This is a genomic window from Pseudomonas lurida, assembly GCF_013522705.1.
Classification (GTDB): domain Bacteria; phylum Pseudomonadota; class Gammaproteobacteria; order Pseudomonadales; family Pseudomonadaceae; genus Aquipseudomonas; species Aquipseudomonas quebecensis.
The window spans coordinates 66,748-88,407 of record NZ_JAAMRE010000008.1 but is presented as its reverse complement, the minus strand read 5'-3'; the positions used below and the strand labels follow the sequence as shown (position 1 = coordinate 88,407).

The window sequence follows — 21,660 nt, the reverse complement described above, 5'->3', positions numbered from 1 at the left end:
TGTTACGAAAATGTCGCAAGTTTGACTCTTTAGTGCTTGACCATAGGTTGAAGCAACTCCGTCCTCACTCTGGTACGGCGCTTGCTATGCACATGTCGATGTCAGGTCTCTTCCGTGACGGTAACACTATCAGTGACTGCCGCTTTCGGGATAGCAACTGGACTTACAGCGACAGCCTCTTACTGTTTGACCCCAAAAAAAGCCAACACGGGTCAAGGTCGCCTCAAAAGGGTGCGGTGGGGTTCGAGCTCCGACACAACAAGAGCAACTGGAGGTTTGAATGAAGGTATTGAAATCCACCCTGGCCATCGTTTGCGCGGCCGCTGTACTGGGTGTCAGCGGTTTCGCCCAAGCCGGCGCTACCCTGGACGCCGTGCAGAAGAAAGGCTTTGTGCAATGTGGCGTGAGTGACGGCTTGCCGGGCTTCTCGGTACCGGATGCCAGCGGCAAGATCCTGGGGATCGACGCTGACGTGTGCCGCGCAGTGGCGGCTGCCGTATTCGGCGACGCGACCAAGGTCAAATTCAGCCAGTTGAATGCCAAGGAGCGTTTCACCGCGCTGCAATCGGGCGAAGTCGACATTCTGTCCCGTAACACCACCATGACCAGCTCCCGCGACGCCGGCATGGGCCTGAAATTTCCAGGTTTCATTACCTACTACGACGGCATCGGCTTTCTGGTTAACAACAAGCTGGGCGTAAAAAGCGCCAAGGAACTGGACGGTGCAACCATCTGCATCCAGGCCGGTACCACCACCGAACTGAACGTTTCCGACTACTTCCGTGGCAACGGTCTGAAATACACCCCGATCACCTTCGACACCTCCGACGAAAGCGCCAAGTCGCTGGAATCCGGTCGTTGCGACGTGCTGACCTCCGACAAGTCCCAACTGTTCGCCCAGCGCAGCAAGCTGGCCGCGCCGAAAGACTACGTGGTTCTGCCGGAAACCATTTCCAAGGAACCCCTGGGCCCGGTCGTACGTAACGGTGACGACGAGTGGCTGGCTATCGTGCGCTGGGTAGGCTACGCCATGCTCAACGCTGAAGAAGCCGGTATCACCTCGAAAAACGTCGAAGCTGAAGCCAAGTCCACCAAGAACCCGGACGTGGCCCGCCTGCTCGGCGCGGACGGCGAATACGGCAAAGACCTGAGAGTGAAGAAGGACTGGGTCGTACAAATCGTCAAGCAAGTGGGTAACTACGGTGAAGTGTTCGAGCGCAACCTGGGCAAGAGCACCCCGCTGGAAATCGACCGTGGCCTGAACGCACTGTGGAACAACGGCGGCATTCAATACGCACCGCCTGTGCGCTGATCGCTGATGGTTCTGTCACCCGGTGGGCCAACCGCCGGGTGATGTTCTGTTCCATTCTTTCCGGGGCACTTCATGCAAAATCAAATCGGCGCACCCAAGCAGAAGCTCAGCTTCAGCGACCCCAAAGTGCGTGCGTGGCTCTTCCAGATCATCACGATTGTGGCGGTGGTCTCGCTGGGCTGGTACCTCTTCAACAATACCCAGACTAACCTTCAGCACCGGGGCATCACCTCGGGTTTCGACTTTCTTGAACGCAGTGCCGGCTTCGGCATCGCGCAGCATTTGATCGACTACACCGAATCGGACAGCTATGCCCGGGTGTTTGTGATCGGCTTGCTCAACACCTTGCTGGTGACGTTCATCGGCGTGATCCTGGCGACCCTGCTCGGCTTTATCGTCGGCGTGGCACGCTTGTCGTCGAACTGGATGATCAACAAGCTGGCGACGGTGTACGTGGAAATCTTCCGCAACATTCCGCCGCTGTTGCAGATCCTGTTCTGGTACTTCGCGGTGTTCCTGACCATGCCAGGGCCGCGTAACAGCCATAATTTCGGCGACACCTTCTTTGTCAGCAGCCGTGGTCTGAATATGCCGGCAGCGCTCGCCGCTGATGGTTTCTGGCCGTTCGTGGCGAGCATGGTGCTGGCCATCGTGGCAATCGTGCTGATGGCGCGCTGGGCCAACAAGCGATTTGAAGCCACGGGCGTTCCGTTCCATAAATTCTGGGCGGGCCTGGCGCTGTTCGTGCTGATCCCGGCGCTGTGCGCGTTGATCTTCGGCGCACCGCTGCATTGGGAAATGCCCAAGCTGCAGGGCTTCAACTTCGTCGGCGGCTGGGTATTGATCCCCGAACTGCTGGCATTGACCCTGGCGTTGACGGTGTACACGGCGGCGTTTATCGCCGAGATCGTGCGCTCGGGCATCAAGTCCGTCAGCCACGGCCAGACCGAAGCCGCTCGCTCCCTGGGCCTGCGCAACGGTCCCACGCTGCGCAAGGTCATCATCCCGCAGGCGCTGCGGGTGATTATTCCGCCGCTGACCAGCCAATACCTCAACCTGGCGAAGAACTCGTCGTTGGCCGCCGGTATCGGTTACCCGGAAATGGTTTCGCTGTTCGCCGGCACGGTGCTTAACCAGACCGGCCAGGCGATCGAAGTCATTGCCATCACCATGAGCGTGTACCTGGCGATCAGCATCAGCATTTCTCTGCTGATGAACTGGTACAACAAGCGCATTGCGCTGATCGAGCGGTGAGGAAACGCACATGAGTTCGCATACTTTCAAACCTGATATGCCGCCGCCGAGCAAAGTCTTCGGGCCGATGGCATGGATGCGCGCCAACCTGTTTTCCAGTTGGCTCAACACCCTGCTGACCTTGCTGTCGATCTACCTGGTGTACCTGGTGGTGCCGCCGATCCTGCATTGGGCCATCCTGGATGCCAACTGGGTCGGCACTACCCGCGCCGACTGCACCAAGGAGGGCGCCTGCTGGGTGTTCATCCAACAGCGCTTCGGGCAGTTCATGTACGGCTACTACCCCGGCGACCTGCGCTGGCGCGTGGACCTGACCGTGTGGCTGGCCATCGTCGGCGTGGCACCGTTGTTCATCTCGCGCTTCCCGCGCAAGGCGATCTACGGGCTGAGCTTCCTGGTGCTGTACCCGATCATCGCCTTCTTCCTGCTGCATGGCGGTGTGTTTGGCCTGGCCACCGTGGCCACCAGCCAATGGGGCGGCCTGATGTTGACCCTGGTGATCGCCACCGTCGGTATCGCCGGCGCCCTGCCGCTGGGCATCGTGTTGGCCTTGGGGCGACGTTCCAACATGCCGGCGATTCGTGTGGTCTGCGTGACGTTCATCGAGTTCTGGCGCGGCGTGCCGCTGATCACCGTACTGTTTATGTCCTCGGTAATGCTGCCGTTGTTCCTGCCCGAAGGCATGAACTTTGACAAGCTGCTGCGGGCGCTGATCGGTGTGATCCTGTTCCAGTCGGCCTACGTCGCCGAAGTGGTGCGCGGCGGCTTGCAGGCCATCCCTAAAGGGCAGTACGAAGCTGCCGCGGCGATGGGCCTGGGTTACTGGCGCAGCATGGGCCTGGTGATCCTGCCGCAAGCGCTGAAGCTGGTGATCCCAGGGATCGTCAACACCTTCATCGCGCTGTTCAAGGACACCAGCCTGGTGATCATCATCGGCCTGTTCGACCTGCTCAACAGCGTCAAGCAAGCCGCCGCCGACCCCAAATGGCTGGGCATGGCCACCGAAGGCTACGTGTTCGCCGCCCTGGTGTTCTGGATTTTCTGTTTTGGTATGTCGCGCTATTCCATGCATCTGGAACGCAAGCTCGACACAGGCCACAAGCGTTAGGAGTTCTTTTGATGAGCGAAGCAATCAAACAGCCTGTGGGCCCTGAAGGCATTATCCAGATGCAGGGCGTCAACAAGTGGTACGGCCAGTTCCACGTGTTGAAAGACATCAACCTGAACGTCAAGCAGGGCGAGCGTATCGTGCTGTGCGGCCCGTCGGGTTCGGGCAAGTCCACCACCATCCGCTGCCTCAACCGCTTGGAAGAGCATCAGCAGGGCCGCATCGTGGTCGATGGCGTTGAGCTGACCAACGACCTCAAGCAGATCGAAGCGATCCGCCGTGAAGTCGGCATGGTGTTCCAGCACTTCAACCTGTTCCCGCACCTGACCATCCTGCAGAACTGCACGCTGGCGCCGATGTGGGTGCGCAAGATGCCCAAGCGCAAGGCCGAAGAAATTGCCATGCACTACCTGGAGCGCGTGCGCATCCCGGAGCAGGCCCACAAGTTTCCGGGGCAGTTGTCCGGCGGCCAGCAACAGCGTGTGGCGATTGCCCGTGCCTTGTGCATGAAGCCGAAAATCATGCTGTTCGATGAGCCGACTTCGGCACTCGACCCGGAAATGGTGAAAGAGGTGCTGGACACCATGATCGGCCTGGCCGAAGACGGCATGACCATGTTGTGCGTGACCCACGAGATGGGCTTCGCCCGCACCGTGGCCAACCGCGTGATCTTCATGGACAAGGGCGAGATCGTTGAGCAAGCGGCGCCGAATGACTTCTTCGACAACCCGCAGAATGATCGGACCAAGCTGTTCTTGAGCCAGATTCTGCATTGATCGATGCTTGAAACAATAAACCCGGCCTGGCCGGGTTTATTGTTTCTGTTCAGCAGGCCTTCAGTGCCTTCTGCCCTGTGTTCACGGTATGAGTGAAGCCCCGCAGGTCAGCGCCTTCGGCCAATACCTTGGCGTCGGCGAGCAAATGAGGGTAACGGTCGAGTAATCGCATCAACAGAACCAGTGGCTTCGGTGGCAGAAGCTCACCGCGCTCATACCGTGAAAAAGCGTTGTGACCGCCTCCGGATAACAGCTGCACGGTTTCTTTTTGGGTAAGGTGCAGCTTGCGACGGATACGTTTCATCTCGTTACCGATCATTGTCCGCGCAGCCTGGACGAGTTCATCACCAGCTTTTGCGTGACGCTCCGCACTGTCCGGATCATACATGCCGTCGCCGCAGGCATGGCATTCCCAGCCAGAAAGGTCATCGACACGACGCTCCATCCCTTTGACGCTAATGGTCTCGCTACGGCCCTCGAACCGAGTCATGCCTTCGGGCGTACCGCATATAAAGCACTGTTGAGTTTTCATGAGCTGCACTCCTTGAAGGAGATTACCGGTGGGTTACCACCTGAGCCGTAAGTGACCTTTATGTAAATCTCCATGCCGTGTGAACTGATGTGGTACACGTCCTGCCAGACCTTATGGTCTGCATAGGTAGTCATCGATTTGTACAACATCCTGGTTTGCAATTGAAAAACGACCTCTTGCATTTCATGGATCTCAAAGCCGAGTTTCCTCCCCGTGATCTTCGCCGTTGAGGTAAATGCCTTTTCCCCAAGTCGCCTGACATCCGCCTTTATCACCGCCAAATCGTAATGAGGTGTGTACTTTTCCATAAGACACCTGAGCCTAATAATTACCCTCTAAGGGTAATTTTACCAATCGAAAATACTGCTCCTTTTCCTGCGTAAGAACCCTAGTGCGTTGCGTTTGTAGGCAACTCTGAATAGGCTGTGGGAAAATTCATCCTATGATTGGACGAAATTACGCATCCCATGACAGACATCGCCCCGTTGATCAAACGCTCCCTGGTGGACCAGGCCCTTGAGCAATTGCGCTGGCGCATCAGCGAAGGCAAATGGGCCATCGGCGAACGCCTGCCCACCGAACCCGAGCTATGCGCTGAACTCGGCATCAGCCGCAATACCGTGCGCGAGGCCATGCGCGTTCTGGCGTTTTCGGGGTTGATCGAGGTCCGCCAGGGTGACGGCAGTTACCTGCGTTCAATGACCGACCCGCTGGGCACGATGCGCGCGCTGTCCCATTGCACGTTGGAGCAGGCGCAGGAAACGCGGCGGATTCTGGAAGTGGAAGCCATCGGCCTGGCGGCGCTGCGCCGTACCGAGCAGGACCTCGAACAGGTGCGTGCGGCGCTCAAGGCCAGCGGCGAGCTGTACCAGGGTGACTTGGAGGCCTACATCAGCGCCGACCTGGTGTTCCATAAACGCCTCGTGGACGCCGCCCACAACCCTGCGTTGAGCGAGCTGTACCACTACTTTTCCAGCGTCGTCGCCGCCCAGTTGCGCCAGACCTTGAACACCTCACCGCGTCGTCAGGCGGTATTCGATCTGCACACCGCCCTGCTCGACGCCGTGGAACACCAGGACCCGGAACGCGCCCAATCCCTCTGCCGGCAGTTGATCAATGAACCTTGAAACCCGACGCACAAACGAACTCGAAGAACTGTTGATCGACGCCGAGGCCGATGACGACCAGGTACAGCACAGTCACCCCGTGGTCCAGCGCCCGTGGCTGCTACTGCTGGGGCTGATCCTGGTGGCGCTGAACCTGCGCCCGGCCTTGTCGAGCATGGCACCGTTGCTCAGCGACGTGTCCGCCAGCCTGGGGTTGTCGGCGGCCAAGGCCGGTCTGCTGACGACCTTGCCGGTGCTGTGCCTGGGCCTGTTTGCGCCATTGGCGCCGATCCTGGCGCGGCGTTTCGGTGCCGAGCGGGTGGTGCTGGGGATTCTGTTGATGCTCGCGACGGGGATCGTTCTGCGCAGCTCGTTCGGTGAAACCGGGCTGTTTATCGGGAGCCTGATCGCCGGGGCGAGTATCGGCATCATCGGCGTGCTGCTGCCGGGGATCGTTAAGCGCGACTTTGCCAGGCAGGCCGGCGCCATGACCGGCGTCTACACCATGGCGCTGTGCCTGGGCGCGGCGCTGGCGGCGGGTGCCACGGTGCCGTTGAGTCATTACTTTGGCGACCGTTGGAGCATCGGCCTGGGCTTCTGGATGGTACCGGCCGTGGTGGCGGCGCTGTTCTGGCTGCCTCAGACCGGCCAGAAACACGGTGCTCATCAGGCCGCTTATCGGGTGCGGGGGCTGCTGGCGGACCCGTTGGCCTGGCAAGTCACCCTCTACATGGGCCTGCAATCGTCGCTGGCCTATATCGTGTTCGGCTGGTTGCCGTCGATCCTGATTGGCCGTGGCCTCAGCGCGACCGAGGCGGGGTTGGTGCTGTCCGGCTCGGTGCTCGTGCAACTGGCCAGCTCCCTGGCCGCGCCGTGGCTGGCCACGCGTGGCAAGGACCAGCGCCTGGCCATTGTGGTGGTGATGCTGCTGACCCTGGGCGGCCTGTTCGGTTGCCTGTATGCGCCGCTCGACGGGCTATGGGGCTGGGCGATCCTGCTGGGCCTGGGGCAGGGCGGCACCTTCAGTCTGGCGCTGACCCTGATCGTGCTGCGTTCGCGCGACGCCCATGTGGCGGCGAACCTGTCAGGCATGGCCCAGGGCATCGGCTACACCCTGGCGTCCCTCGGCCCATTGGCGGTCGGCCTGGTGCACGACTGGACCGGCGGCTGGACGGCCGTGGGCTGGATCTTCGCCGTGCTTGGCCTGGGGGCGACGATCGCCGGGCTGGGCGCCGGCCGTGCCCGCTATGTGCAAGTGAGCACCGAAGCGCGCTAGAGGTACACCACCTCCAGGGTTGCCGAGCCGTCGAGTCGCACGTCCTGGCTCAGGTCCAGGTTCTGTCTGGCATTGATCACGGCGTCGACCTTGACCGTGCTGATCAGCTCCTGAATTGCCGATGGCCCGCTGGTGCTGCCTTCGATGTCGGTGAACCCCAGATAGCTGTTGGCCCCGATATCGATGGGATTCAAGTTGGCGGTACGCCACGCCACGCCGCCGGTGGTGGATTCGGTGCCGTAGACCTGCGTTGCACTGTCGACCAGGCTTTGGCGCGGATCGAATGTCATGGAATACAGGCCAATGCGATTGCCGCTGTTGTCGAGCCCCAACCCGTAGTAAATCTCACTGTTGACCATGGCCGTGCCGTCACGGTTGTCACGCATGCGCAGGGCGAAGCGGCTCGCGCCGTTACAATACAAGCTGACTTGCAGATGCCTGGCCGCCAGGCGCGTGCCCCTGTCGATATTCAAATCCTGCTGGGAAATCCTGCCGTAGTCGATCACGCCTGCGCTTGAAAGCCGGGGTGTGCATGCGGTGGGCGTTATCGCACCATTGACGCTAAGGTCCACCGTGGACGCGGCCAGACTGTACTGGGCGCTGGTCAGCAGCAGGAAGGAAACTGCGATGCGACGCATCTTCATAATGTGCACTCCAGGGGATTACAGGTAGATGATTTCGAGGGTGCCGGAGCCGTTGATGTACACCACGTTGCGCAGGTCCAGGGATTGGGTCGGCGCAAGATAGGTCTTGATGCGAATGGTGCCGGACAGATTCTGGATCGCCACCGGGCCGAGTGTGCTCCCGGTGCTGTCGGTAAAACCCATGATGCTGTTGGCGGCCATGGGGATTTGTCGTGAACTGGAACTGCTCCAGGCCGCGCCACCGCTGGTGGAGTCGGTGCGATAGAGCCTGGCGAACGCGTCGGCGGTGAATTCCGCCGGATCGATAGTCAGGTAAAAACGGCCGATCTTGTTCTGGCTGTTATCCAGGTCCAGGCCGTAGGCGGTCTCGTCGGTGCCACCGGTGGCGGAGCCCTGGCGGTTGTCGTGCATACGCAGGGCGAAACGTGCCGGCGCGTCACAGCTGATGGACAGCTGCAAGGTGCGAGTAGGCAGTGGCGTTTCGCTGGTCGCGTTCAGATCCTTGACCAGCAAGGTGCCGTAATCCACCAAGCCATCGTTGGACAGCAGCGGACGGCAGGCGACGGGGGTGAAGTGGGCACGCAATGTGAGTTCCTGGGAGTAGCCGCTGCGGCCATTGTGAAATGTCCCATAGGCCTCCCAAGTGGTGGCGTCTCGAACATGGGTGGCGCCGACATCGGCCCAGGCGCCGACAGTCAACTGCAGTGAAAAGCGTCTGCCCGTTAATACCGAGCCGTTTTGTACCGGAGCGATGCCGTGGTCAGCCCGCCAGTTCAATACTGCGCCATTGAGCACGGGGGGTTGACCGTTGGCGGGCAGCAATCCCAACTCGACGGCCTGGCCATCCAGCACGCCATCCCCAGCCTGTATTTCATAACTGCCATGTTCGGTAAATCGCAGGCGTTGCGAGCCTGCCGCCAGCGCGCGATAGAACAGGCTCATATCGGTCGGTTGCGGGCAATTGAAGTGCACGCTCAACCGGCGTTCGCCAAGCCACCGCTGGGGTGCACTATCTTTTTGCGCCGTGCGGTTCATCAGGCCGAAGTCCAGTAACGGTTCGCTGATGGTCAGTTGGCAGTCGTCCTGGGCCTGGGCGGTGCCCAAGGCACCGATCAGCAACCAGGCGCTCAGGTGTCGCAAGCGGTTTTCAAGCGGCATGTCGGTTTTCCTCAAGGCGTGTGGCAGCGCGCGGATGCGGTTTCGAAATACACCGATGGATCACCTTTTTCCGGCAGGTTGAAGCGTAATTCGCAGCGCTTGTTGGCGCTGGTGGTGACCCACAGCGTGGTTTGATCCAGTACGTTGGGCAGGAATACCTGGCTGGCGTCCTGGACCAGCGTGACGAACTCGCCGGTGGCCGTGCTGACGGTGGCGCCTCGCGGCAGCGGGGCGCCCCGATCGTCACTGACGGTCAGCAGTACCCGGCGGGTCAGCGACACCCCAAATTCAACCCGGTCCACGGCGCCGCGTCCGGCGGAGATCATCGCCAGGCCGTTATTGATATCGGCATTACGCGGCAGCGAGCGGGTGTGGACTTCGACCGGGCTGCGGCCGTAAGCGCTGACCTGGGGCACCACCGCCTGGCCTTGCCAGTCGGTCCAGACCGGGCCGCTGGGGGTGTTGAGCTTGATGCCGCTCATGTCGCCCACCGAGACCACGGCGAAGGTGTCGCGCACTGGATACGGCGACAACGTGACCCCGCCGCCATGCAGCACTGCGCCGCCGCGCGCGCCGCCCTGGTAGCTCGATCGCTCGGCGTCAGAGCGGCTGTAGCTGAAGTCCAGTTGGCTGTAGCGCGGCAGGGCTGAGACGCCCAGTGTGGTTTCCACCTGCTGGTCACGGGTGTCGTGCTCGGCGCTGAGCCGATAGCCAAATTGATCGTTGACCTGTTCGTTCAGGCCCAACCCTGTGCGCTGTTCGCCGTCTGAGTTGCGCACCCAGCCGCGAACCCGGCGGCTTGCGCCTAGCGGTACGCTGACGTTCAGGTAGACCGCGTTGTCCTGCTGCTGGCGCCCACCCATCTGCCACTCGGCACTGGCCGACAGCGATACCCCGCCGACGCTGGTGCCCCACGATGCCAGCCCCCGGCTGCTGCTGTTGCCATCAAAGCTGCTGGAACGCGAAGCGCCGACACTGAAAGCCCCCAGCCACGCATGGGCCCAGCCCAAGGTAAGGCTTTGTTGATCGCGATAGCGCGAGCGCCGTTGTTGACTGGTTTCAGCCCCGTATGTGGTTTCTTCCAGCTCGCGATAGCCGGCCGTACGCCAGGAGTTGGCGGCGCTGAACGACCATTGTTCATTGAGCCGCTGCGACCAGGCGAGGTCGGTTTGCACGCCGCGTGCGCTGTTCCCGTCGCGGGCGTCGGCGACCTGGCTGGAGAGCTGGATCTGGCCGTCCAGCCACGGCAGCCAGCCCAGGCTCAGTCCGACGGCACTGTAGTCGCTGGTCGTGAGCACGCCGCTGCCGAGGGTCAATTGCGGGTGCACGGCGCCCGTCCAGCCAGCACTGACAACCCACGGGTTGTCACTTCGGGCATCCCCGATAGTGCGCACGCGTCCGGCCGCCACCGAATAGCCGGGGGCGGGCAGACCGAGGCCGAGCATGGCCGCCGGCACGGTAAAACGCCGCTCGCCGCCGCTGCTTTCCTTGACCGTGACTTCGACGTCCGAGCGCGTGTTCAAGCGTCGCACGTCGGTCAGCGAAAACGGCCCGGCGGGGACTACCGTGGAATGAATCAATGCGCCGTTCTGGCGAACCTCGACCTGCGCCGGACTGTCGGCGATGCCGTTGATGGTCGCGCCCTGGCCCTGCTCCTGAAGCGCCTGCTCCGTGAGCACCTGTACCCCGGTGATCTGCGCACCCGCCAGTACCGGGTTGTAAAGGTTGATCTGCCCGGCCTGCACCACCGCCTGATGGCTGGCGAAGGTGCGTTGGGCATAGGCCTCCAGGTGGGTGCTGCGCGTTAGCCCGTCCTGCCAGGTTTTCACCTGGCGGCTGCGCACGATCCAGTCACCGGCATTGAAGCCCACCTCGGTATTGGCCGAGCCGAAGCGGCTGGCATCATCGCCCAGACGATTGTAAAAACCGGTGAGATCGTAATTGAGCAAACCCGCGAAGCCACCGGTTTGATACCCGGAGACGTCCTGCCGCAGCGGACGCAGAGCCTCGGTCGGCACCACCAGCGAAACCGTGAGCGTGGCCGGGTCCGGCTCCACCAGGCTTTGCGGGTACCGGGCGAGAAAGTCGTTACAGCGCTCGCCGTCGCCTGGGTTCACCAGGTTGGCGGCCTCCAGCAACGCGTGGTCAAAACACAGGGTGCCCTGTTGGTCGAAACTGACTTCCACTCGGCCACGGCGCTGGCCATTGACGTGCAGGGTAACGGCGTGGCGGCCGGCGGCGAAACGCGGTGAGTCCAACAGCAGGCTGGCCAGTTGCGGGTCAATGCCGCGCTGGAGCAAGGTCTTGGCATCGAACTCAGGGCGTTCATCGGCCCACACCCTGGCGGGCCACAAGGCGCACGCCAACAGCGTCGCCGCTAAGGTCAGTCGGGTGGGCGCATTGGGCACGGCTTCGCCGTCACGGTAACTCAATACTGTTTTCACGAAATGCACTCGAGTAAGGGATACCTGGGTGTCCCGGTGACGGTCCTTGAGCCGTCACTTCGTTGTGCAGGCGCGGTGGCGCCTGGTTTTTTCAGAAGGTGATAGGCGCTTCGTAGGCGGAAACGGCAAAGCCATACACCGTCGCCGGCTGCAGGCGTACCTTGCTGGCCGCGCCCCCTGTTGCCGGCACACTAAGGGTTTCCCCCGGCAGCACATAGGTGCGTGGCAACATGGCCTTGCCATCGCCGGGCAGCAGGCGCAGCTCCTGAGCCAGTCGCACCACGTACGGGGTGTCATTGCGCACCTGCAAGGAGCCTCCTTTGAGCGACCAGGTCAGCCCGGTCCACGGAGTGCGATTGGGAGCAAGCCCCTTGGGGTGAATGATGACGGGCAGGTTTTGCCGTACCGTCACCCCGACTCGCGCATGGCCGGCTTCGGTGGCGGGGCGGCCTTGCGGCATGCCTTCGAAAATCACCCTTTTCAGACGTTGGGTCTGCAACGGTTGCCGGTTTTGCAGAATGAAGCGCACCAACTGCGATGCAGAGGCTTCCACCCGCGACAGCGGCGGGGTCAGCACCAGCAACGGCTCGGTGTCCTCGGGAATATCTTCCAGGGTGACGTGCAGCAGTGCCAGTTGGCTGTCGGTGTTGGTGACCGAAACGGCGGCCTCCCCATCCGCTTCATTAACGATCACTACGGATGTCTCCGGGACCATACCGTCGGCCAGTGCCTGTGTACTGATCAGCAAGGCCAGTGCCGCGATTTTCAACAAGGTTGTCGTCATGACGCAGGTTTCCATTGGGGCAACATGGGGGTTAGAGATAGCGCAGATCCAGCACGATGGAACCGTCAAGCGGTATCTCCTGATCCAGGCTCAGGTACCGGGACAGGTTGATCGACGTGTCGATCCGCAACTGGGTAGCCAACTGGCTGAAGAAATCGGGTTGACGGTCCCCTGGCAAGGCGAAACCCATGTAGGTACGTGGGTAGGCATTGGATTCCTGTGTCCAGGTTTCACCGCTGTCGCTTGAGGCCAGTACTTGCAAGGGTTGTGCATCACCCACCGGGTTGCGGTAGGACAACGCCACGGAGCCCAGCAATTCTGCGGGGGCATGAATATTTCTTCCCAGGCCATAGAAATAGTCGGGCGCCAGCGAGGACTCTGCGCGGTTGTCGACACCCACCAGCGCAAACAGCATCGGTCGGCTGCAGTGCACGCTCAACGCCAGCCAACGGCTGGGCAGCACGGTGAACTCATTGGCGTTAAGCGTGTGGGCCGGGATTTTCCCGTGATCGACGCTGCCCTCCTCGGACAGTTCCACTTGACAGGCGTCTGGCGTCAATCGGCCGGTCACTGTGAGGTCTACCGATGAAGCGGCGAGGGTCGTGGTGGCCATCGCCAGCACCAGCGGCACCGTCAGGATACGAAAAAGCGTGTTCATCGGTTGGGCCGCTGGCAGAGGTGAGTATGGCCGATACGGGAAAACGTCCTGCCCGTCAGTGGCTGCAAGGCATGTACGTCCACGGCGTTACAGATACTTCACTTCAAGGGTGGCGGAGCCATCGAGGGTCACCTCGTTGCTCAGGTCCAGCCCGTCGGTGCGGGCGATGATAGTTTGCACCTGCAGTTGCGCCACCAGTTCCTGGACCGGCACCGGTTGAGTGGGGTCATCCATGCTGGCAACCGACATGTACAGGCCGGCATTCCAGACTCTTTCGCTGTACCAATTATCCTGGCCGTTGAACGACGCAATGGGTTGTACCGCTGTACCGTCGGCGACCGGATTGCTCAGCGTCAGCGAGAACCAGCCGAGCTTTTGGTCGCCGTTGATCAGGCCCAGCCCATAGTCGGAAGACATGATCGATGAGCCGGCCCGGTTGTCGATCGAATGCAATGCAAAAGGAATGGCTGCATCGCAGGACACCGCGAGGGTGAGGTTGTGCGTGCCGATGTGGGTCGGATTATCGGTGTTCAGGTCCTTGGCGGAGATCTTGCCGTGGTCGATCACCCCGTTGCTCGACAGGCTCGGGGTACAGGCGCTCGGAATGATCAAGCCTCTGACCGTAAGGTCCACGGTTGAGGCGGCGAAGGCTGCGGGACTGCTGATCAGCAAGCTGGTGGCAAGGGCGATGAGGGGCTTTTTCATGGGGCTGAGTTCCTTTCACTTCTATCTTGGGTGGCGCTTAGAGGTAGCTCAATTGCACGGTGGCGTAACCGTCGAGCGGGACTTCATCGGTCAGCGTTATGCGATCGGTAGGGACGAGGTGGGTAAGCACCCCGATGTCGGCATCCAAATCCTTGACGGCAGCGGGCACAAGGTCTGTGTTGCTGGCTGAAATCGCCGTCAGGGTGGCGCTACTGAGGACGTTGTCCGGCGCCCAGCTCATGCCGCCATCCCAGGAAACGATCAGGTGGGCCGGCGCACCGTCGGCCACGGCGTTATGAAGATGAAACGCGGCGCCTCCGATTTTTTCTCCATCAGGCGTGAGGCCAAGCCCGTGCCAATGCTCGTGATTGGCGGAGGTGCCGGCACGATTGTCGATGGTGGTGAGGGTGAAGAACGTCGGGCCTTCGCACCGCACGCTGATTGGCATCGTTTGCGCAGGCAACGCGGTGTGGTGGTCGGGGTTGAGGGTGGCGAACGACATTTTTCCGTAGTCGATCGTACCTTCACCGCCGATCAGCGGTTCGCAGGCGTTGGGGGTGATAGAGCCCCGTACGGCCAGGTCCATGGAACTGGCCGCGAATGCAGGCGGGGCCAACAGCAACGTAAATATGAGGCGGGAGGCAAAAGTGTGCATGTGCAAATAGCCCTTTGTCAGGTGTCATCTTGGGGCGGAGCTCGGCGCTACAGGTACTTCACTTCCATAGTCGCGGAACCGTCCAGCGCGACTTCACTGGTCAGTGTCAAGGTGTTGGTTGCCGCGATGGCGGTGTGAAGGGTGATGTCCATCGTTGCGTTCTGCAAAGGGTGGGGTATCCAGCCGCTGTCGGTCAGGCTGCCCAGCGCGACCAGATCGTTTGGCCTGACGGCATCATCGTCAAAGAGGCGGTACCAGCGGTTGTTCACCTCGTCTCTGGTCAGCAGCGTGGAAGGGGTGTCCGCGGCGGGATTGCCGAAGGTCAAGTGATAACGGCCCAGCTTTTGGTTCTCGTTAATCAGGCCCAGGCCAAACGCAGAACCGTGGATTGCTGAGCCTGCACGATTGTCGATAGGGCTGATCGCGAACAGCGTGGCGGCGTCGCAGTTCACGCTCAGTTGAAGGGTGCGCCGCTCAAGATTGGTATAGCGGTCCGCCTGGAGGTCCTGCACGGAGATTTTTCCGTAGTCGACCGCGCCTGGGAGCGTCGGCGTGCAGGCGCTGGGCGTGATCACCCCGGTGACGGTCAGCTCCGTGGTGCTTGCCGCCAGCACTGGCAGGGAGGCGGTGAAGAGTAGCGCGCTGCCGAGCGCAACCAAATGCTTGTTCATGTCGATGCTGTTCCGGTGTGTGGCTGACAGGCGCACACGCGCCGATGACTCAGCATCAAGTGCTGGCACTGTCGGGCGGTGTGTCCGGTCTGGTTTTATAACCGCCTGTCGAAGTGGCGGATCGTCACCCTCTAACGGGGTGGTGCGGAATTTAGCGGTGCAGGGTGGTCGGGGATATACAACTTTTACGACAAAGAATTGGAGGTGACGTTACAGCCGAATCAGTGTCAGAAGAAGTAATCGCACGTGTAGGAAAAACTGCCTTTTCGTAGTTTTCGTATGTCGGCTGCGGTTGATCGAGGCTATTTCTGTTCAGGCGACGATGGTCATGTATGTGTCATGTAACCGCTGCACAGTGCGCCTCTTTGACTGTCGCGTCAGTGCCCGCGGGATCACAATCGTTCGTCCCGATCCACAGGGCACTGGAAAAACGAAAGCAACCATGAGGTATGCGAGCGTGCTTTCGAGCGATGTCGCTTCGCGGGAACTGCAACGCCTTGCTTCCCCACCTGCGCATTGGCGGCACTTGCGCGTGCTGGTGGCAGAGGACCATTCAACCTACAGAGCCATGATGGGCTGGTTTCTACACAAGCTCGGGCTTACCCACACATTGGTCGCGGATGGGCGCAGCGCCTTGGTTGCCGTTGCGCGCAAGCGCTTCGACCTGGTGATCAGTGATTGCCAGATGCCGGTGATGGACGGCTACGCCATGGCCCGCGCCATTCGCCGACATGAGCAGGCCTTGGGGCATGGGCGAGTCCCGATCATCGCCTTGACCGGCAACCTGTTGCACGACGATCCGCAACGGTGCCGCGACGCCGGCATGGACGCCTGGCTGCTCAAGCCACTGACCCTCGCCCAGTTGCACGAGTTGCTGTCGCGCTGGCTGCCTGGTCCGATTCATGTGCAGCGACCCGGCGCGCCGGCAACCCGGGCGTCGACATGGCCGACCCGCGCCGATCTGATCCAGATGTTCGGCAGCGGGCAGGTGGTCGACCAGATGCTCGCCGGCCTGCTCGTTGAAGCGCGTGCGGACAGCTCGGCCCTGGCGCATGCCCGAATGATCCTGGATGCCGCGCTGACCGAGCAGTGCCTGCATCGCCTGGTGGGCAGCCTGGCTTTTCTTGGCGGGACTGAACTGGAGGCCAGGGGAATCGCGCTGATCCACGAGATACGCACCCAAGGGATGTTGCTCAGTTGCGTACATTTGGATGTTTTTATGCGGGATTTAACGGCGTATCTCACTTACTTGAGTGTGTTGTGATGATTTGAATGACTTTAATGTGTTTCGAGTATGTAAGAGCTTTCCTGGTGTTTTGTAGGTTAAATGTTATGAGCTACCAAACATTGGGCGATGCTTGGACAGACTCGAAGTTGCCGGTTGTTGAGGATCGCCCGCAGGGTTATTTTGCGCGGATTCAGGTCGCCATCATCCGTGGGTACTTATGCTTCGAGTAATTATTGCTGACGATCACCCCATTGTTCGCATCGGACAGCGGGTGGTGATCGAGGCGGCAGGCAGGTGCGAAGTGGTGGGTGAGGCCAATGGCCCCGATGAATTGCTCAAACTGTTAAGCACCATGCCTTGCGATATGCTTGTTACCGATTTCGCCATGCCGGGCGACCAGCAGGCCGATGGCTACGGCCTGCTTGGCCTGCTGCACCGCCAGTACCCGACGTTGCCGGTGATTCTGGTGACCATGTTCGCCAATGTCGCCACCCTGCGCGCTTCGTTTGCCCATGGCGCCCAGGCCATTGTCGCCAAAAGTGCCTCGGCCAAGGAGCTGCCGCTGGCGATCAGGGCGGTGGGGGCCGGCCAGACCTTTGTCAGTGAGTGTTTGCGCAACCAACTGGTGGAGGCGGGGCCGGGCGACCAATCACAGCAACCACAGCTGTCCGGCAAGGAGCGCGAAGTGGTGCGCATGCTGGCCAGCGGCATGACCGTCAGCCAGATCGCGGCGCGGGTCAACCGCAGTGTGTCCACCATCAGCAAGCAGAAGTGCACGGCCATGAACCGGTTGTGCATTTCCACGGACGTGGACCTGTTCGCTTATGCCCGCAGTTGCGGCATGGTGCCGTAAGACACGCTATCGGGCGGGTGAATGCCAGTAGCCTTGGCGGCGCAGGCGGCTTATCGTGCGGCTATCTTTTTCGCCGCCAACGGAAGCCTGCCCATGAGTGACGCCCATAACGCCCTGATCACTGAGTTCTACCGCGCGTTCCAGCGCCTGGACGCCGACGCCATGAGCGCCTGTTACACCGACGACGTGGTCTTCAGCGACCCGGTTTTCGGCGAACTGCGCGGGCGTGACGCCGGCGACATGTGGCGCATGCTCACTTCGCGCGCCCAGGATTTCTCGTTGACGTTCGACAGCGTGCGCAGCGACGTCGCCCGCGGTAGCGCGCATTGGGTCGCGACGTATCTGTTCAGCGCCACCGGCAACACAGTGGTCAACGATATCCAGGCGCGGTTCGTGTTTCGCGACGGCAGGATCTGCGCGCACCACGACAGCTTCGACCTGTGGCGCTGGTCGCGCCAGGCGTTGGGTACCAAGGGCTTGTTGCTGGGCTGGACGCCGCTGGTCAAGAACGCCGTGCGCGCCCAGGCGCGCAAAGGCTTGAAGGCATTCCAGGCCGGTCGTTGATAAGCTTGGCGCTTCCCCGGTTGATTGACGCTGCCCGTGACTGATCCCGTTCAAACCAAACCCTGGTTCGTCTACCTGGTGCGCGCCGCCAATGGCGCGCTGTATTGCGGCATCAGCAATGACCCGCAGCGCCGCTTCGCGATGCACCAGAGCGGCAAGGGCGCGCGGTTTTTCCTGTCCAGCCCGGCCGTGGCGCTGGTGTACACCGAGCAGTGTGCGAGCAAGGGCGAAGCGCTGCGCCAGGAGCGCTTGATCAAGCGACTGAAGAAGAGCGCCAAGGAATGCCTGGCGGCGAGTGGTTCATTGATCTGACTGATGAATGCTCATCACGGCATCGCTGCACATTGCGCGCTAAGCTGGCGGTTCAACTGGTTAAATGGACCGCGGCATGTCTGAGCTCATTCTTCATCACTACCCCACGTCCCCCTTTGCGGAAAAAGCCCGGTTGTTGCTGGGCTTCAAGGGGCTGTCCTGGCAGTCCGTACTGATTTCGCCGGTGATGCCCAAGCCGGACCTCACCGCGCTCACCGGCGGCTACCGCAAGACCCCGGTGCTGCAGATCGGCGCCGATATCTATTGCGACACCGCGTTGATCGCCCGGCGCCTGGAGCAGGAAAAGTCCGCGCCGGCGCTGTTCCCTCTCGGCCAGGAAATGATCACCCAGACCTTCGCCACCTGGGCCGACAGCGTGGTCTTTGCCCACGCCGTGAGCCTGGTGTTCCAGCCGGAATCGGTGGCGGTGCGCTTTGGCAAGTTGCCGCCGGAAGCGATCAAAGCTTTTATGGCCGACCGCGCCGCGCTGTTCAGCGGCGGTTCGGCGAGCAAGCTCAGTGCCGAGGTGGCCAAGCATCAATGGCCGGCGATCATGACGCGCCTGGAGCAGCAGTTGCAGCGCGAGGCGGGGGACTTTCTATTTGGCCAACCGTCGATTGCCGATTTCGCCCTGGCTCATGCGCTGTGGTTTTTAAAGGCCACGCCGGTGACGGCGCCGCTGGTGGATGCCTACCCGGCGGTGTGCGCGTGGCTGGGGCGTGTGCTCGGGTTCGGCCACGGCACGCCCAGCCAGATGACCGCCGACCAGGCCTTGGAGATTGCGCGCAACGCTGCACCGGCACCGCTGCCGGACGAGGCGTTTGAGGACCTGAACGGCTTTCACGCCGGCCAGGCGGTGAGCATCAGCGCCACTGACTACGGCGTCGACCCGGTGGCCGGCGAGCTGTTGTTCGCCGGGCGCGAGGAGCTGATCCTGCGCCGCACCGACGAGCGCGCCGGCACCGTGCATGTGCATTTCCCACGCTTTGGTTTCCGTATCCAGGCGCACTGACTGAAATTATTTATCCAGAACCGATGAGGTAAACCGCCGGCCCATCCGTGTAGTGCTTGAAACTGCGATCAATTCGCATTAACAGCGTTTTCTACACGGGTTCTCACAGCATGAAGTCGATGGCGGGCGGTTGGGTAAAACAGTGGCTGGGGGCTTCGGTACTGGCGGTGTCAGGCGTGGCCTTGCTGCCGTTGAGCGTGGCGCGGGCGCAGGAGCAGCAAAGCACGGCCTTTAACTTTGCTCTGGCGGCCAAACCGCTGCCCCAGGCCCTCAGCGATTTCAGCCGGGTCACCGGGATCAGCGTGATCTACACCGATGAAGCGCCCTACGGGCTCAGTGCGCCGGCGGTGCGCGGGCAGATGAGCGCGACCCAGGCCCTGCAACGGCTGTTGAGCAACACCGGCATGACCTTCCGCCAGATCGACGCCCGCACTCTGGCCCTCGAACCGGTGCCCACCGACGGCGCGCTCAACCTGGGCGCCACCACCATCAGCGGCATCGGCCAGGTCGAAGACAGCAGCAGCTACCAGCCGCCACCCACCAGCTCGGTGATGCGTTCCCACGGCCTGCTGCTGGAAACCCCGCAAACCGTCAACGTGGTGCCGGCCCAGGTGCTGCGTGACCAGACCCCGCGCAACCTGGACGACGCCCTGGCCAATGTCAGCGGCATCACCCAGGCCAACACCCTGGCCAGCACCCAGGACGCGGTGATGCTGCGCGGCTTCGGCGACAACCGTAACGGTTCGATCATGCGCGACGGCATGCCGGTGGTGCAGGGCCGTGCGCTGAACGCCACGGCCGAGCGGGTTGAAGTACTTAAAGGCCCGTCGTCGCTGCTGTACGGCATCCAGGATCCGGGCGGCGTGGTGAATATCGTGAGCAAAAAGCCGGAATTGACGCCGTTCACCGCGCTGACGGTGCGCGGCTCCACCTTCGGCGACGGCAAGAACGGCAGTGGCGGCAACCTCGACACCACCGGGCCCCTGGGGGATTCGGGCCTGGCGTATCGGCTGATTGTCGACCATGAAGACGAAGACTACTGGCGCAACTTCGGCACCCATCGCGAATCGCTGGTGGCGCCGTCCCTGGCCTGGTACGGCGACTCCACTCAACTGCTGTTCGCTTATGAGCACCGTGAATTTCTCTCGCCGTTCGACCGGGGCACGGCCATCGATCCCAAGACCAACCATCCGTTGGATATCCCGGCGACCCGCCGCCTGGATGAGCCGTTCAACAACATGGAAGGCCGCTCCGACCTGTACCGCTTCGAAGCCGACCACGATCTGAACGACGACTGGAAAGCCCACTTCGGCTACAGCTGGAACCGCGAAACCTACGACGCCAGCCAGGTACGCGTCAGTGCCGTGAACGCCAATGGCACCCTGACGCGCAGAATGGACGGCACCCAGGGCGCACTCACCACCGACCGTTTCAGCACTGCCAGCCTGGAAGGCAAGGTCAACGTAATGGGCATGCAACATGACTTGGTGTTCGGCCTGGATGACGAATACCGCAAGATCTACCGCGCCGACCTGATTCGCCAGGCCTCGCGCGGCCCGTTCAACTACAACAATCCGGTGTACGGCAACGAAGTGGCAGGCACCAGCGTCAGTGCCGCCGACAGTGCCCAGACCGACCTGCTGCGCAGCGATTCGCTGTTTTTCCAGGATGCGATTCACCTGACCGACCAGTGGATTTTCGTAGCCGGCGCGCGCTACCAGATGTATGACCAGTACGCCGGCAAGGGCGTGCCGTTCAAAGCCAATACCGACGGCAAGGGCCAGGCCTGGGTGCCGCGTGCCGGGCTGGTGTACCGCTATACCGATGAATTGTCGTTCTATGGCAGTTACACCGAGTCGTTCAAACCCAACTCCACCATCGCCGCCCTGGCCGATGGCAGCACCTTGACCGGCGATCTGACGCCTGAGCAGGCCAAGTCCTGGGAGCTGGGAGCCAAGCTCGACATTCCCGGGCGCATCACCGCCAGCGCGGCGTTGTTCACCATCGACAAGCGCAATGTGCTGGTCTCGGTGGGTTCCGGCGCGAACACGATCTACAGCATCGCCGGCCAGGTGCGTTCCCGTGGCCTTGAACTGGACGCCACCGGCCAGTTGAGCGACCAATGGAGCGTGATCGGCAGCTACGCCTACACCGACGCCGAAGACATCAAGGACAACGACCCGACCCTGGAAGGCAACCGCCTGCAGAACGTCGCCAAACACACCGGCTCGCTGGCGCTGGCCTATGATTTTGGCAGCCTGTTCGGCGGCGATCGACTGCGCATGGGCGCGGGTGCGCGCTACGTGGGCGAGCGCGCGGGCGATGCCGCCAATGACTTCACCTTGCCGGGCTACACCGTGGCCGATGCCTTTGCCACCTACGACACGAAACTCGACGGGCAGAAGGTCAAATTCCAGCTCAACGTGAAAAACCTGTTCGACCGCACGTACTACACCTCGGCGGCCAGCCGGTTCTTCGTGTCCATGGGCGATGCGCGGCAGGTGTCGGTGTCCAGCACACTGGAGTTCTAAGGCTGGTGGTAGGCCCGCTCGCCACCGGCATGCGGAGCTGTTAGCGTTGCCGCCACTGAAGATTTTGCGGAATTTCA

At 61.7% G+C, this 21,660-nt stretch carries 22 protein-coding genes; 12 read left to right on the top strand and 10 right to left on the bottom strand.

Annotated features, from left to right (window positions below; translation table 11 throughout):
• Window positions 1–280: 280 nt before the first annotated feature.
• The 4 genes from G7025_RS09480 (at window position 281) to G7025_RS09465 (ending at window position 4,450) form a co-directional block, all read left to right on the top strand.
• Complete coding sequence (locus G7025_RS09480) at window positions 281–1,312, top strand: amino acid ABC transporter substrate-binding protein (RefSeq protein ID WP_181078450.1); 1,032 nt, start codon at window positions 281–283, stop codon at window positions 1,310–1,312.
• Window positions 1,313–1,384: 72 nt separating this feature from the next.
• Window positions 1,385–2,566: an amino acid ABC transporter permease gene (locus tag G7025_RS09475; protein WP_181078448.1), complete on the top strand. Its 1,182-nt coding sequence runs from the start codon at window positions 1,385–1,387 to the stop codon at window positions 2,564–2,566.
• 10 nt (window positions 2,567–2,576) lie between these two features.
• Window positions 2,577–3,674 (top strand): amino acid ABC transporter permease, encoded by a 1,098-nt coding sequence (locus G7025_RS09470; RefSeq protein ID WP_181078446.1) that lies wholly within the window; start codon window positions 2,577–2,579, stop codon window positions 3,672–3,674.
• Window positions 3,675–3,685: 11 nt separating this feature from the next.
• Window positions 3,686–4,450, top strand: coding sequence for an amino acid ABC transporter ATP-binding protein (locus G7025_RS09465; protein ID WP_034096008.1), 765 nt, complete (start codon window positions 3,686–3,688; stop codon window positions 4,448–4,450).
• A 49-nt stretch (window positions 4,451–4,499) separates the two neighbouring features.
• Here the strand turns inward: G7025_RS09465 and G7025_RS09460 are convergent, their stop codons facing one another.
• Both G7025_RS09460 and G7025_RS09455 read right to left on the bottom strand, forming a co-directional pair.
• On the bottom strand, window positions 4,500–4,982 hold the full coding sequence (locus G7025_RS09460) for a type II toxin-antitoxin system MqsA family antitoxin (protein WP_181078444.1): 483 nt from the start codon (window positions 4,980–4,982) through the stop codon (window positions 4,500–4,502).
• A complete protein-coding gene (locus G7025_RS09455; protein WP_181078443.1) occupies window positions 4,979–5,290 on the bottom strand; it encodes a type II toxin-antitoxin system MqsR family toxin in 312 nt (103 codons plus the stop codon). The genes G7025_RS09460 and G7025_RS09455 overlap by 4 nt, the downstream gene beginning before the upstream one ends.
• Before the next feature lie 159 nt (window positions 5,291–5,449).
• Between G7025_RS09455 and G7025_RS09450 the strand changes: the two genes are divergently transcribed.
• Together G7025_RS09450 and G7025_RS09445 are read left to right on the top strand one after the other, a co-directional pair.
• The gene (locus tag G7025_RS09450) at window positions 5,450–6,109 is read left to right on the top strand and encodes a FadR/GntR family transcriptional regulator (RefSeq protein WP_181078441.1); all 660 of its coding nucleotides are present in this window, start codon (window positions 5,450–5,452) and stop codon (window positions 6,107–6,109) included.
• The gene (locus tag G7025_RS09445) at window positions 6,099–7,364 is read left to right on the top strand and encodes a CynX/NimT family MFS transporter (protein ID WP_181078439.1); all 1,266 of its coding nucleotides are present in this window, start codon (window positions 6,099–6,101) and stop codon (window positions 7,362–7,364) included. Before G7025_RS09450 ends, G7025_RS09445 begins: the two co-directional genes overlap by 11 nt.
• On the opposite strand, the gene G7025_RS09440 is transcribed toward G7025_RS09445, so the two are convergent.
• From G7025_RS09440 to G7025_RS09405, 8 genes are all read right to left on the bottom strand, one after another.
• Complete coding sequence (locus tag G7025_RS09440; RefSeq protein ID WP_181078437.1) at window positions 7,361–8,008, bottom strand: DUF1120 domain-containing protein; 648 nt, start codon at window positions 8,006–8,008, stop codon at window positions 7,361–7,363. The two genes, G7025_RS09445 and G7025_RS09440, sit on opposite strands and share 4 nt — an antisense overlap.
• Window positions 8,009–8,026: 18 nt before the next feature.
• On the bottom strand, window positions 8,027–9,166 hold the full coding sequence (locus tag G7025_RS09435; RefSeq protein WP_181078435.1) for a DUF1120 domain-containing protein: 1,140 nt from the start codon (window positions 9,164–9,166) through the stop codon (window positions 8,027–8,029).
• An 11-nt stretch (window positions 9,167–9,177) separates the two neighbouring features.
• Window positions 9,178–11,598, bottom strand: coding sequence for a fimbria/pilus outer membrane usher protein (locus tag G7025_RS09430; protein ID WP_219855241.1), 2,421 nt, complete (start codon window positions 11,596–11,598; stop codon window positions 9,178–9,180).
• Between the two features lie 103 nt (window positions 11,599–11,701).
• Window positions 11,702–12,394 carry a fimbria/pilus chaperone family protein gene (locus G7025_RS09425; protein ID WP_181078431.1) on the bottom strand — a complete coding sequence of 231 codons (693 nt, stop codon included), beginning with the start codon at window positions 12,392–12,394 and terminating at the stop codon, window positions 11,702–11,704.
• A 31-nt stretch (window positions 12,395–12,425) separates the two neighbouring features.
• Entirely contained in the window at window positions 12,426–13,007 is a 582-nt protein-coding gene (locus tag G7025_RS09420; RefSeq protein ID WP_253512000.1) for a DUF1120 domain-containing protein, read from the bottom strand.
• A gap of 132 nt (window positions 13,008–13,139) precedes the next feature.
• The gene (locus G7025_RS09415; protein ID WP_181078427.1) at window positions 13,140–13,757 is read right to left on the bottom strand and encodes a DUF1120 domain-containing protein; all 618 of its coding nucleotides are present in this window, start codon (window positions 13,755–13,757) and stop codon (window positions 13,140–13,142) included.
• A 37-nt stretch (window positions 13,758–13,794) separates the two neighbouring features.
• Entirely contained in the window at window positions 13,795–14,412 is a 618-nt protein-coding gene (locus G7025_RS09410; RefSeq protein WP_181078425.1) for a DUF1120 domain-containing protein, read from the bottom strand.
• A gap of 47 nt (window positions 14,413–14,459) precedes the next feature.
• Window positions 14,460–15,083 (bottom strand): DUF1120 domain-containing protein, encoded by a 624-nt coding sequence (locus tag G7025_RS09405; protein ID WP_181078423.1) that lies wholly within the window; start codon window positions 15,081–15,083, stop codon window positions 14,460–14,462.
• A gap of 457 nt (window positions 15,084–15,540) precedes the next feature.
• Between G7025_RS09405 and G7025_RS09400 the strand changes: the two genes are divergently transcribed.
• The 6 genes from G7025_RS09400 (at window position 15,541) to G7025_RS09375 (ending at window position 21,583) form a co-directional block, all read left to right on the top strand.
• Complete coding sequence (locus tag G7025_RS09400) at window positions 15,541–16,347, top strand: response regulator (RefSeq protein ID WP_253510597.1); 807 nt, start codon at window positions 15,541–15,543, stop codon at window positions 16,345–16,347.
• A gap of 181 nt (window positions 16,348–16,528) precedes the next feature.
• Window positions 16,529–17,164, top strand: a complete 636-nt coding sequence (locus tag G7025_RS09395; RefSeq protein WP_181078419.1) for a response regulator transcription factor — start codon at window positions 16,529–16,531, stop codon at window positions 17,162–17,164.
• 93 nt (window positions 17,165–17,257) lie between these two features.
• The gene (locus G7025_RS09390; protein ID WP_181078417.1) at window positions 17,258–17,728 is read left to right on the top strand and encodes a nuclear transport factor 2 family protein; all 471 of its coding nucleotides are present in this window, start codon (window positions 17,258–17,260) and stop codon (window positions 17,726–17,728) included.
• A gap of 36 nt (window positions 17,729–17,764) precedes the next feature.
• Window positions 17,765–18,040, top strand: coding sequence for a GIY-YIG nuclease family protein (locus G7025_RS09385; protein ID WP_181078415.1), 276 nt, complete (start codon window positions 17,765–17,767; stop codon window positions 18,038–18,040).
• Window positions 18,041–18,116: 76 nt separating this feature from the next.
• The gene (locus tag G7025_RS09380; RefSeq protein WP_181078413.1) at window positions 18,117–19,052 is read left to right on the top strand and encodes a glutathione S-transferase family protein; all 936 of its coding nucleotides are present in this window, start codon (window positions 18,117–18,119) and stop codon (window positions 19,050–19,052) included.
• A gap of 110 nt (window positions 19,053–19,162) precedes the next feature.
• Window positions 19,163–21,583: a TonB-dependent siderophore receptor gene (locus tag G7025_RS09375; RefSeq protein WP_181078411.1), complete on the top strand. Its 2,421-nt coding sequence runs from the start codon at window positions 19,163–19,165 to the stop codon at window positions 21,581–21,583.
• Window positions 21,584–21,660 lie beyond the last annotated feature (77 nt).